Here is a 12874-nt window from a genome sequence, read left to right as displayed (position 1 = left end):
ATGCCTTGAAAGGCCTTCCCTGAGAAAGAGTTCAGCAGTTCGAGCAGGTTGAGCCATTTTTTATCCCCCGGCTGTCATCCCGGCCAGGCAGAGTGCCGGGATGACAGGCGCGAATGTGCGGATCAACCTTGCGGCATGGCTTTAGTGCAGACGCACGCCCTGACGCTTCAGTTCCTCTTGCAGAAGACCGATATCCATCTTGTCGAGATCGATATTGTGCTTGACCGAGATGGCGGCTGCCACGCCGGCGCCCTGGCCCGTCACCGTGCAGCACATCATGTTGCGGGTCGCCGCGTGGCTGACCTTGTCGCCCCCGGTCGCCCGGCCCGCGACAAGCAGGTTCTTGATCGTCTTCGGCAACATGGTCCGGTAGGGCAGCTGGAAATAGCGGCCCGTGGTCGGCAGGATCAGAATGCCGTAGCCGTCAATGAACTCCGGGAAAATGCCGACACTGTCGTCGAACCGGCCCTGTTCGCGCACGTCTTCCCCGGTCATGTCATAGTTAGCGAGGATCTTGCGGGTGTCGCGAATGCCGATGGTCATGCCGAAGTTGCGCAGCTTGGCAGTGTCGCAGCCGGGCTGGTAGCGCTTTAGCGCCTCGACCGCCAGCATCGCCTGACGGCGGCCCTCGATCTCGTTCCTTGTCATGGAGTCCGGGTCGGTGCCGTCACATTCCGGCAAGTGGACCAGATTGAGATAGGTCAGGTCACCGCTGTCATAGACGGCGCCCCAAGTCCCGGAAATGGTTTGCAGGTGGGCCGGAATCAGGCCCGAGTCCAACGCCTGCTTGAACGGCTTTTTCAGGAATGGCGAGAACATCTTGTCCTCCTTGCCGGTGGTTTCCACCGTCCATTCGCCGCTTTCCCAGTCCTTGTAGGTGTGCGGGTCGGCCTTGACCGCCTCCATGAACTTTTTCTTGTCGACACCGTTCATGGAGAACATGACGGATGCGGCCTGCATCTCTTCCAGCGGGGTCTTGTGGGTCGGCGCACCGGCGCGATAGGCGATATCAGCATCCCCGGTCGCGTCGATCACGCGTTTGGCCAGGATCGCCTCGCGGCCCGCCTTGCTCTCGGTGATGATGCCGCGGATTTCGTTGCCTTCCATGATCGGAGCGGCAAAGGCGCGGTGCATCATCGGGCGGATCCCCGCCTCTTCGACAAGATTGTCGGCCACAAGCTTGAAGCCTTCGGCATCAATCGCATAGCTGTCGGATTGCGGCTCAGGCGTCGCGGCGCCCGCTTCATGCGCACGATCCTCGAACTCGCGGCCGACACCTTCGGTATCAATCGTCTTTTCGTGGCGGTACCAGGCAAAGCCCTCGACGCCAACCGCCGTCAGGTTGCCGCCCAGACAGCCGAACCGTTCGACCAGGGTCACGTCGACACCGGCACGCGCTGCGCCCAGTGCTGCGGCAAGGCCGCCGGGACCCGAACCGACGACAAGCACATCGGTTTCATGGATCACGTCGATCTGACGTGCGGGCTCAGTAATCTGTTTCAAGGAATTCACCATGGTTTGAGTGTTTTTCTTGTTTATCTGCCGGGCAGGAAGATCCTGCCACCGGCAACCGGGCGGCGTGCACCGGTGGTTTCGGGATAGGTCGTCGGGAGGTTTGCGCAAGTGCGCGCTCCCAGAAACGCCATGGCCTGCGCCTCGACCGCATCGCCGTCGATGCCGCAGACATCGGAACTGACGACATGTGTTTCAAGGCGCTGTTTCAGGCCGTTCATCAGGGTCGGGTTTTTCCGGCCACCGCCGCAAACCACCCAAAGCGCGGGTTTTTCCGGCAAAAGCGCAAGCGACGACACGATACTTTCCACCGTGATCGCCGCCAGCGTCGCCGCTCCGTCTTCGGTGCCGAGCCGGTTGACCGCGTCGAGCGAAAACGCGTTCCGGTCCAGAGATTTCGGTCCGGGCAGCCGGAAAAACGGGTTTTGCAGCACCTGATCCACAATGTCCGGATCAACCGTGCCGGATGCGGACCAGCGGCCGTTTTCATCGCAAGAGGCGTTTGTCCGGGCGCTGATCCAGTCATCAAGCAAGGCATTGCCCGGCCCGATGTCGAAGGACAGGATGGTATCGCCAGCGAGAAACGTCAGGTTCGACACACCGCCGATGTTCAGGAAACACATCGGGTCATCCGAGGTGTGGCCGTCCGGCAAGCCGATGCTGTGCAAAAGAGCCCGGTGATAGGCCGGAACGATCGGGGCGCCCTGCCCGCCTGCTTCCATATCCGCCAGCCGCAGATCGCCGATCACCGGCAGGGACAGAAGATTTGCAAGCGTTTGCGAACTGCCAAGCTGGACGGTTTCACCCCGATCCGGGTCATGCCAGACGGTCTGGCCGTGAAAGACGACAAAATCCGGCTGCAGAGTGTTGTCCGTGATGAAGCGGGTGACTTCTGTTGCGTGATCCCGGGTGACCGCTTCGGCAATGGCGGACCACGCGCTGCGGTTTTCCGGGCCACGCGCCACCGCCTCCAGAACGGCCTCGCGGGTCCCGACACCATAAGGCGCGGTTTCGACCGGCCCGAACCGCTCAACAGTTTCACCGTCCGTCACGATTTCCGCAAGGTCAATCCCGTCGGCGGAGGTTCCGCTCATGGTTCCGATCACCGACCACCGGGTCAAAGGCGCATCTCCACCGCTTCAATCGCGCGTTCGGCAATATCGAAGATGTCGTGCACTTGCTGCTCGGTGATCACCAGCGGCGGACAAAACGCCATGGCGTCCAGCATGTTGCGGGAGATCAGGCCTTTTTCCAGAAACTCCGCATTGGCCTTAGCGCCGAGCGCGCCCGGCGTTGCGGCAAAATCCGGGTGATGCAGTTCGGCTGCACCAATCAGTCCGATGCCACGGGTCTCAACCACCAGATCACGTTCCCCAAGGGCGCTCAGACGTTTCTGGAAGACAGGCGCGAGATCGCGGACATTGCCGACCAGATCCCGCTCTTCGATGATTTTCAGGTTCTCAAGCGCCACCGCAGAGGCAACCGGATGACCGCTGCCGGTATAGCCGTGCCCGAACACGCCGATGCGATGGGATTCATCGGCGATTGGCTGATAGACCTTGTCATTGATCAACAGGGCCGAAATCGGCATGTAGGACGACGATAGTGCCTTCGACAGCGTCATGATGTCCGGCTGCAAGCCGTAGGTTTCGGAACCGAACATGTTTCCGGTCCGGCCAAAGCCGCAAATGACTTCATCGGCAACAAACAGGATATCGTATTTTTTCAAGACCGGCTGGACCGCTTGCCAATATCCGTCAGGCGGGACGACAACACCGCCCGCGCCCATGACGGGTTCCGCAAAGAAGGCGGCAATCGTCTCGGGACCTTCGGCCAGGATCAGCTCTTCGAGATCCTGCGCGCACCGCTGCGCGAAATCCGCCTCGCTCTCGCCCTCGCGGGCCATGGTGCGGTAGTGCGGGCAGGTCGTGTGCAGCACCTGCGGGATCGGCAGGTCGAACGAACGGTGATTGTTGGGAAGACCGGTCAGGCTGGCCGATGCAATGGTCACGCCGTGATAGCCCCGCACCCGGGAAATGATCTTCTTGCGCTCCGGCTGCCCCAGCGCATTGGAGCGGTACCAGATCAGCTTGATCGCCGTATCATTCGCCTCGGAACCGGAATTGGTGAAATAGACCTTGGACATGGGCACCGGCGCCATCGACAGCAGCTTTTCGGCAAGTTCGATCGACGGCCCGTGGGTCTTGTAGGTGAAGGTGTGATAATAGGGCAGCTTTTCCATCTGCCGCTGTGCCGCCTCCACCAGCCGCTTTTCGCCAAAGCCGACGGCAACACTCCAGAGCCCCGCCATGCCCTCGATATAGCGTTTGCCGGTACTGTCCTCGACATAGATGCCTTCACCCTTCTCAACGACAAGCGCGCCCGTCTCCTCCTGACGGCGGGCATCCGCATAGGAATGGAGTTGCGAGGCAATGTCCCGGGCCTCAAGCGAATTGGGCAAGCTGGTCATCTTGGCGGGTCCTTTATCCTAACGAATGCGCTGTACCAGATTAAGCCGGGTCGAACGCACTTTTTCGCGTTTTTACGGCGGGGAATTCAAGAGAAGTCTGCAGCTCAAAACATTGAAGCAGTTTTTCCGCCGGGAAAAGGATGCAGGTCACGCGCAAGACAGGGCAACCACTCCGCCTGTTTCTGGAGCCGGCCGGATTCACCTTGATGTCTTGTTATATTGTAGCGGCGACCGCTTCGCGCCACTTCTGAAGGGAACTTCACAAGGTGCCACGCCAACGGGGTCTGACTGGCGCGTTACAGGCATGTTTTCGCGACGTTGTTGGCTCTTTCAGAGCACATCCAACCGGAAGGCGCTCCCCCCGCGCCGATTACTCAAGCGTCAACGCTTTGCCCATCTGCGCAGTTCCTGTCCACCCGGCCTGTTCATAGAGCGGCCTGCCCTGACCAGTCGCATTCAACACGGCATAGGTCAGTCCGCGGGCCCGAAATACATCTTCCGCGCAGGTCATCAATTGCCGCGCAATGCCCCTGCCGCGCCATTCGGGCTCGACATACAAGTTGAGCACGTATCCGCGCTTGGAGATCTCCGGGTGAAGCGGATGTGGCGGCCAGTCGATTTCCATCAGCCCGACACTGCCAACAGGTTGCCCATCGGCTTCGGCGACAAAACCGGAATAGGTGCCACATTCAAGTTGGGCGTCCTGCCATGTCCGGTAGGGCTCTGCCATCGCAGCCAGATCGACTTCGGACTCCCCCGCAGACCGGAACATTTCTTCACGATGCCTGCATATCAGGCTGCAATCTGCACGGGAGGCCGACCTTGGAACAATCATCACAATTCACTCAGCCATTGCAAGGCGGCGCAGTGTTCACCGAAAGCAATGGCCGTCAATGCGACGAAACAGCATGCAGGCCTGCACCAGCCGTCCCGAGCATGAGAACAGCAAGTCATAAGAATCGGAGAATTCGAAAATCACACTGCCGGAAAAAATAGATATTGCCTATATCAAAATACAATTTATCATTAAATCATATTAATAAAAAACATCTTGGTTTTTTGAGGCGTTACTGTGAACCAACTACGCTCTTTTACACTGGTATTTTTCACAATTATTTCCACTCTAATTTTTTCATCTACTGCTTATTCGATGACATGCGAAAAAAAGCGGGATGTTTTCGTCACCCTGTTTTCGGAAGAGATTTTTGATATCGAATTGTCTCGCCTGACTTACGCGTCCATTATTGATGTTACGACGCGTATTGCATTGACTGAACAAGAACAGCAGGAAATCGTTAACGCCAACGTTCTCGGAAAGGCAGATGTCGAAACATTCATCGATATTCCCTACCACCTGCTTTCAAGCCGCGGTCCTTCGGAACTGGAAAGCGCCAATTACATTTTGAATGAGGACGGGACTCTGGAGCGGGAGGACCGGCTGGAAGTCACCCTGTTCATTGATGAAGACTTCCATTCCTTTCCATTTGGCCGCCTCCGGCTCGTCCAAGCGGTCGAGTTTCTCGACACCCATCTGGGCCGGCGTGATTGTTTCGACTTCAAGATCGCTGATACCCGGGACCTGCCGGAACCGATGGTCGTTGCCGGCGCGTGGCATATTGTTTCGCAAGAAATCAAGCAGCCGTCCGACGACACGATTTCTCTGACGACGACACTGCGCCACGACTACGTCAACATCTTCTTCAAGTTTGCTTTCCCGCTCTTGCTAATCACCGCATTGTCGATAGCAATCGCGGTTTCAATCCGGCACAAGGAGGATCTTTCGGATGCGTGGCGGGTGTCGGGACAGGTCGCCCTTTTGCTGGTTGCGATTACTCTGCGGATCGCAATCGGAAATGAGCTGCCTCAGGTACACTACCTGACATTTGCGGACATTTTCTGGATTTTTGTCTTGCTGATCGTGACCATATCGGGGTTGGCGACCATCGCCCTCCGGTTTGCCCTGGAAGATGATGATCCGGCGGCGGAATTGAGAGTGGCAAACCGGTTTCGAGTGCTGCTCATGCTGGGATATGCCGCAGCAATCGCTGTGTGCCTCCTCTTGCTGGACAGTGCGCATCTGCATTTTTCATAGCCGCGTACGCCCAAAGGCGGAGCCAGCCAATGCAAGGCTCCAATCACTTTAAAAATCTGCGGGTTGGCTCGTACTTTCCCATGCGTGTCATTGGCAGGTTTACCGCCTCGACCCCTTATTTGCTATCGGCTAGGCTTCAAAGCGGATCGGGATTGCCCATACACTTCAAATTCGCCAAATGGCGACCAACGAGACGTGGCAGACAAACAACGACAAGGCTGCGATTGCCAATGCTGAAAACGATACTCGGCCTATTCATGGTACTCGCGCCATTAATTTCAAGCTTCCCGGCAACAGCCCAAACAGATTGCAAACTAAAAAGAGAGATTTTTGTTACACTCTCCTCTGAGGAAATTTACGATATCGAACTTCCCAGACTGAGCTTCTCTTCAATAATGAACATTTCCATGTTGATTACTTTAACAGAAACAGAAAGAAGGCTACTCGAAGCAGACAAGAAACTGGATGAAGAGGACGTCGAGCGTGTTCTGAACCTGCCCTTTCAATTCATCGCCAACCGTGGGCCCGCACAACTTGAAAACGCCAGGTACTCCCTGATACCGGATGGTCTGTTGTTACAGCGCGACCGGATGGATGTTTCCTTCCTGATCAATGACAGTTTTCACTCGTTTCCATTCGGAAAACTTCATCTCACGCAAGCCATCGAATTTCTGGAGACGAACCCGGATGCAACGCAGTGCGTCGTGATCCGGGAAATCGCCGCACTCCCCGGAGGGCCTCAGACCTATATCGCCGGAAACTGGCACTTCCTGAGCCAAAAACTGACGCAGCCACGAACAAATGTTGTGGCCCTCGAGACGACGCTGCAGCACAACTACGTCAATATCTTTTTCAAGTTTGCCCTGCCACTGGTCCTGATAACGGCCCTGTCGATCTCGATTGCAACGTCTATTCACAACCGCCGTGATACGGAGGTAACATGGCGTGTTGCCGGGCAAGTGACATTGCTTCTCGTCGCCATCACCTTGCGCATCGCCATCGGTACCGAGTTGCCACAGGTGGACTACCTGACTTTCGCGGACATCTTCTGGATCTTCACGCTTTTTGTGGTCACCGTCTCGACGATCGGAACAATCCTGCTCGGTTTCGCGCTCAGCCGGAACCCGAAGGACGCTGAATCAGCCATTGTCCGCCGTTTCCGGGTCCTGCTTCTTGCCGGCTATGTAGTCATCATTCTGGGATGCGTATTGCTGATCGAGCGGGTTCATCTGGAATTCTGAACCCGCCCGGCAGGATGTTTTACGCCTCGTAGACAATCTCGCGGGTTTCGCGGAAGGTCACATCCGGATACTTGTCGGTGATGTAGCCCACTTCCCAGGCATTCTTAAACAGGAACACCGGCCGGTCATCGCGGTCATTGGCGATCGACATGCGGTGGTTCTCGATCATCTTTTGCAAGGTCTGCGGATCGGTTTCGATCCAGCGCGCCGTTGACAGGTTGACCGCCTCGAAACCGATTTCGGTGCCGTATTCGGCCTTCAGCCGGTCGACCACCACGTCGAGCTGCAAGACCCCGACGACACCGACAATCCAGTTGGAGCCGATATCCGGCTTGAAAATCTGCACCAATCCCTCTTCGGCAAGATCCTGCAGGCCCTGACGCATCTGCTTGACCCGCATGGTGTCCGAAAGGCGCACGCGGCGCAGGATTTCCGGCGCAAATGCCGGCAGGCCGGTCACATGGATGTTCTCGCCTTCGGTGAGCGTATCACCAACACGCAGCTGTCCATGGTTCGGCACGCCGATCACATCGCCCGGATAGGCGGTCTCGGCGATCTCGCGTTCTTCCGCGAAAAAGAAGATCGGCGCGGAGACGGCAATCGACTTGTTGGCGCGCACGTGTTTCAGTTTCATGCCGCGCTTGAACGTTCCCGAACACAGCCGGACGAAAGCAATCCGGTCACGGTGTTTCGGATCCATGTTGGCCTGCACCTTGAACACGAAGCCGGTGACCTTGTTTTCATCCGGTGAAATCGTCCGCCCCCCGGTCGCAGGCTGGGCATGGGGCGGCGGCGCATACCGGGCAATGAAATCGAGTATTTCCTCGATGCCGTAATCCCGTAGCGCGGACCCGAAAAACACCGGCGTCAGATGGCCTTCGAGGAAGCTCTCCCTGTCGAAGCCGGCATAGCCTTCGGCACCAAGCTCGACGTTTTCGGTGAGTTCTTCCATGATCCGGTCAAAGACCACATCGGCGAGCGCCGGATCCTCAAGACCGGACACCTCCTTCGTGACCGTAAAGGCACTGCCGCGTTCGCCCTCGGTCGTATGGAACTGCTTGTTCTTCCAGTCATAGACCCCGAAGAAGTCGGAGCCCATGCCGACCGGCCAGGTCATCGGGGCAACGTCCAGGGCCAGGGCTTCCTGCACCTCATCGAGGATTTCGAGCGCATGACGGCCTTCGCGGTCGATCTTGTTGACGAAGGTGATAATCGGGATGTCACGCAGGCGGCAGACCTCGAACAGCTTGCGGGTCTGGGTCTCGATCCCCTTGGCCGCATCGATCACCATGATCGCCGCATCCACGGCTGTCAGCGTGCGGTAGGTGTCTTCGGAAAAGTCCTCGTGGCCCGGCGTATCGAGCAGATTGTAGATGATGCCGTTGCGCTCAAACGTCATCACCGACGAGGACACGGAGATGCCGCGTTCCTGCTCGATCTTCATCCAGTCGGAGCGGGCCCGGCGCCGCTCACCACGTGCACGCACCTGACCGGCCGCCCGGATCGCGCCGCCCGACAGAAGCAGTTTTTCCGTCAGCGTCGTCTTGCCGGCATCCGGGTGGGAAATGATCGCGAATGTCCGGCGCGTGGCATAGGGTGCACCGCTCGCGGCACCATTGGCAGAAGACATGGAACTCTCCTTGACCCGACCTGTGGCAGACCCTGGCGGTGGCGCGGCACAGCAAAGAACGCAGACGATCTTCCGGGCGCCAGACCGGCACATGAGGCCCATCGGGATTGATGTTTCGTTGGCGCAAGGTCATAGAAGGGATTGTGTTCAATTTCCAGTCCGGATTTCACCTTCCGCCGATCCTCTTTCGGGAGCGCCTTCTTGACGATACGTACCATCTGGCTGACCGGGATCATCATGATCGCGGCAACGGCAGCCCTGCTTCTGGCCATGGGCCGGATTCCGATTTGCGACTGCGGCACGATCAAGCTGTGGTCACCGGCAAGCGACACCGCCGGATCCTCCCAGCATATCGCCGACTGGTACACCCTGTCCCACATCATCCACGGGTTCATTTTCTATTGGGTGTTGTGGCTGTTCATGCGCCGGCGCCGCATCGGAGAGCGCGCACTTGCCGCCATCGCCATCGAGGCGCTTTGGGAAATTGCCGAAAACAGCCCTTGGGTGATCGACCGCTACCGGGAGGCGACGATCGCCGCCGGTTACACCGGCGACAGTGTCCTGAATTCCGTTGCAGACATCCTCTGGATGCTGGCGGGCTTCTGGTTTGCCGCCCGTATGCCGGTCTGGCTGACGATTGCCGCAGCGATCCTGTTCGAGCTGCTCGCCCTTTGGGTCATCCGCGACAATCTGACGTTAAACGTTCTGATGCTTCTTTATCCGCTTGACGCCATCAAGGCCTGGCAGGCGGGATAGGCGCATTGACCAGACCGGCCAGCACCTTTGCGACCGGGGAGAGCGCCGTCCCGGACGGCGCAGCGGATGCATGCTCCTCCTCGTCTTCCTCTTCCGGATCAAGATCGATGATGATCAGGTTTTCGAGGAAGGCGATCAGGGCTTCCCGATCGGTTTCGGCCATGGCTTTATAAGCCTCCCGGCTCGCTTCCGCCTCGCCGCCATGGGCACGAATGGCCTCATCAAGCGTGGTGGCATTGCCGTCATGCAGCCAAGGCCCCGTGGAGCCGACGCCCGCAAGAGACGCCGTCGGCCAGACTGATGCCCCGAACCCGTGGACATCCACCGGGTCCGCCAGACCCGGTCCCATATCGTGACGCTTGAAGTCGGAATACCAGGCAACAAGCGCCCCGCCGTCTTCTGTCCTTGGAAACGCGCCAAGATTGAGCGTCGAGCCATCGGCCAGTTCGACATGGTTGTTCGGCACGTCCTTGGTCATGTCGAACCAGACCGCGCTGCCCTGCCGCAATCCGGCATCCGCCGCTCTGTGTCCCGACGGGAAGATCTCCTCAAAAAAGCCCGGCTGCAGGCTGGGTTCGCTGAAAACGGGAACATCGACCTTGAGCGCCGGGACATGGCAGGTCGCGCATTGCGCTTCGGCAAACTTCTGTTCACCGAGCTGGATCCGGGCCTTTTCTTCGGGCTCAAGCTCCATGAGGCCGTGCTGGTCCAGTTCCAGCTTTGAAATCGGCCGTTCAAGCCCGGCCATGTAGATCGACAAGGCCGTCAGGTCCCCGACGGTCAACTCCCCGGTCACCCCGTCATGGTCACCATCATGGCTGCCGACCAGTTCATCGGCCTGCATGCCCAGCTCATTGTGGGCAGCATGGCGGGTAAAGGCCCGGATCGTCGCATGCGACCCCTTCCAGCCGAACATCTTGACGACCAGATCCTCGTCGACGCCCTCGATCCCCGAGCGGTCGAACTCCGCCACACAGCCTGTACCGTCTCGCGCATCATCGGGCCTTGCAGAGAGGGTGCCAAAACCGACGCCCTTGGTCATCAGCGCGCGCGAGGCTTCCATACCGGTGGCACAGGCTGTCTTGGCCAGCGCTTGTTCCTGCGCCAGCAAGTCCGCCGTCATTTCCTCCGCGATCCGCTGAACGGCGGCAAGCGCGAAGACATGCGGCGTGTTGCGATGCAGATATTTCGACGGATCGCCCGTATGCAGCGGATCAACGACACCGTTCAACGGATTTGCCCCCGCCCCGTTTGCATAAGGTGCCGAATGGCAAGAGATACACGATTGTGCAACCGGTCCGGTTTCACGCTCGGGCAAATGGGTGCTCCATTCGCCGAACCCGTCGAGATCTGCGCGCGGCATGCGCGAGAACCGCAGTCCGTCATGGCTGACTTTCGCGCCCACGCCGCGTGCGGCGGTAAAGTCGGCTTCCGTCAGCTCGTCGCCGGCCTCAAACGCCTTGATGAAGGCCTCGTAAGGGTCGTTTTCGACATCCCTGTTCAGCTCTTCCTGATCCATCGGTTCAGGCTCTTCGGCCTGAACACTTGTTGTGAAGGTCATACCCGACAATCCCGCTGCTGCCAGCAGGGAAAGCATTGTTTTCGCGCCCATTTTACTTGCTCCCATTCCTTCACAAAGGCTTGATCGGAGAGCGGGCCAAGATGTGTCGCAAATCAGGCAATTACATTAAATCTGAAACCGCCAGCATGTCCGTTTGTTTCCAGGCATGTCACTGGCCAGCTCTATTCCGGACCCCGGATAAGCCCACTTGCCGTATGGGCTTTTTGTATTCCGACCGTACAGCGAGATCCCTCCCGGCGGCACACGCGGTCCGGGAGCGGCTACAACCGCGCCAAAATCCGGCCATTTTTCGCGTCACATTTGGTCGCATCGCATTGCCGGGACCTGATGATGACGGCAATTGGATGGCCAGGCTCCCGGCATTGTGACGCAGCCTGTCAGATCCGGTGCTGTCCGGTATGGAGATCCGCGAGATAGGCCTGATCTGTGCATGGCCGGTATCCGTCAGAGACTTCGATTTGCCTGCGTCACACGGGCTCGCTAGGGTCTTGGGCACATGAACGGTTTCAGGGCTTGTCCCGGCCCGGGAGGATTCAAACGAATGACCGCCACCAGCAATTCCGGTTCGCCATCCTGGCTTTTGCTGTTTCTTGCCGCCTGCCTGTTCGGCGCCGCACCTGCCGGTGCCCAGTCACTCGCGCCCTACAAGGACAAGCTGTTCAAATACAGGAACATCACGGCCAGCCATTTCGGCGGCGATTTCATCGTTGTCGAATATTCAAAGCAACGGGACCTTCGCGACCGGGACAAGGTCGACCAGCGCGAGGTCTTCGGCAACTATGTCTCCTACCGGCCGAAACGCAGCCGCGACAACTATCAACTGACCGCCAATGGCCGGACCATAAAGTATATCGGCACCGGCAAGGTCGAGGGCGGCGCCAAGGCCATCGTGATCTACATCCATGGACAGGGCGGAAACCGCTTTCAGGGCATCAATGACGTCTCCTTCGGCGGCAATTTCAACCGGATCCAGAACCTGATGGTCCGCAATGGCGGCGCCTATATTTCCACCGAGTTCACGGATTTCGGCGCACGCGGCACGGCAGATGTCGCTGCGCTGATCGCCTATCAGAAGCAATTGTCACCGCGGGCAAAGGTCGTGGTTGCCTGCGGATCGATGGGCGGCATTATTTGCTGGAACCTTCTGAAAAACGGCGGCTATGCGCGGCACCTCGACGGTATCCTGTTCCTGGGCTCCCCGCGCGATCCGGCCTTCCTGAGTTCCGGCGCCCTGTCGCGCCGGGTCCCGATCTATATGGGCTACGGCAGCGACGACACGGTCTATCACTGGGAAGACCAGGCGAATTTCTTCAAGCAGATCAGGGCATCAGCCCCCGGCTATCCGATCAAGTTCACCCTGTTCGACACCGGTGTTCACGGCACACCGATCCGGATGACCGACTGGCGGCTTGTGCTCAACTGGATGTTTGCCCAAGGCTGACGCGATTTGACCGGGGTTCCGGCCGCTACGTTTCATGGTCGCATTCCCAAGACCTCTGCATATTGAAGCCTATCGAAACCCGCGTAATATGGTGTTACGTCACAGAAGTGGCGATGACGCCATAAGGGATTGATTGTCAAGGGCGCGGAA

At 58.5% G+C, this 12874-nt stretch carries 10 protein-coding genes; 4 read left to right on the top strand and 6 right to left on the bottom strand.

All coding sequences use genetic code 11. The features are described 5' to 3' along the window. Positions 1-141 precede the first annotated feature (141 nt). The 4 genes from E1297_RS08590 to E1297_RS08575 form a co-directional block, all read right to left on the bottom strand. The gene (locus E1297_RS08590) at positions 142-1512 is read right to left on the bottom strand and encodes an FAD-dependent oxidoreductase (RefSeq protein WP_368669494.1); all 1371 of its coding nucleotides are present in this window, start codon (positions 1510-1512) and stop codon (positions 142-144) included. A 23-nt stretch (positions 1513-1535) separates the two neighbouring features. Next, a complete protein-coding gene (locus tag E1297_RS08585; RefSeq protein WP_368669493.1) occupies positions 1536-2618 on the bottom strand; it encodes an anhydro-N-acetylmuramic acid kinase in 1083 nt (360 codons plus the stop codon). 11 nt (positions 2619-2629) lie between these two features. Beyond that, positions 2630-3982, bottom strand: coding sequence for an aspartate aminotransferase family protein (locus E1297_RS08580; protein WP_155136610.1), 1353 nt, complete (start codon positions 3980-3982; stop codon positions 2630-2632). 370 nt (positions 3983-4352) lie between these two features. Next, the gene (locus E1297_RS08575; RefSeq protein WP_155136607.1) at positions 4353-4817 is read right to left on the bottom strand and encodes a GNAT family N-acetyltransferase; all 465 of its coding nucleotides are present in this window, start codon (positions 4815-4817) and stop codon (positions 4353-4355) included. 315 nt (positions 4818-5132) lie between these two features. Here E1297_RS08575 and E1297_RS08570 point away from each other — a divergent pair, with 315 nt between their 5' ends. Both E1297_RS08570 and E1297_RS08565 read left to right on the top strand, forming a co-directional pair. Further along, positions 5133-6074 (top strand): hypothetical protein, encoded by a 942-nt coding sequence (locus E1297_RS08570; RefSeq protein ID WP_155136604.1) that lies wholly within the window; start codon positions 5133-5135, stop codon positions 6072-6074. A 407-nt stretch (positions 6075-6481) separates the two neighbouring features. Then, complete coding sequence (locus E1297_RS08565) at positions 6482-7315, top strand: hypothetical protein (protein ID WP_155136601.1); 834 nt, start codon at positions 6482-6484, stop codon at positions 7313-7315. A 19-nt stretch (positions 7316-7334) separates the two neighbouring features. Here E1297_RS08565 and E1297_RS08560 read toward each other — a convergent pair whose 3' ends face one another. Then, complete coding sequence (locus tag E1297_RS08560; RefSeq protein WP_155136598.1) at positions 7335-8945, bottom strand: peptide chain release factor 3; 1611 nt, start codon at positions 8943-8945, stop codon at positions 7335-7337. Between the two features lie 237 nt (positions 8946-9182). On the opposite strand from E1297_RS08560, the gene E1297_RS08555 reads away from it, so the two are divergent. Beyond that, a complete protein-coding gene (locus E1297_RS08555) occupies positions 9183-9701 on the top strand; it encodes a DUF2585 domain-containing protein (protein ID WP_209015710.1) in 519 nt (172 codons plus the stop codon). On the opposite strand, the gene E1297_RS08550 is transcribed toward E1297_RS08555, so the two are convergent. After that, complete coding sequence (locus tag E1297_RS08550) at positions 9679-11313, bottom strand: di-heme oxidoredictase family protein (RefSeq protein WP_196223251.1); 1635 nt, start codon at positions 11311-11313, stop codon at positions 9679-9681. The two genes, E1297_RS08555 and E1297_RS08550, sit on opposite strands and share 23 nt — an antisense overlap. A 511-nt stretch (positions 11314-11824) precedes the next feature. Here E1297_RS08550 and E1297_RS08545 point away from each other — a divergent pair. Next, positions 11825-12724, top strand: a complete 900-nt coding sequence (locus E1297_RS08545) for an alpha/beta hydrolase (RefSeq protein WP_244327695.1) — start codon at positions 11825-11827, stop codon at positions 12722-12724. The last annotated feature ends 150 nt before the right edge of the window (positions 12725-12874 follow it).

It is taken from the genome of Roseibium sp. RKSG952, assembly GCF_009711355.1.
The sequence above is the reverse complement of the archived record's forward strand: the minus strand, read 5'-3'. Positions and strand labels throughout refer to the sequence as shown.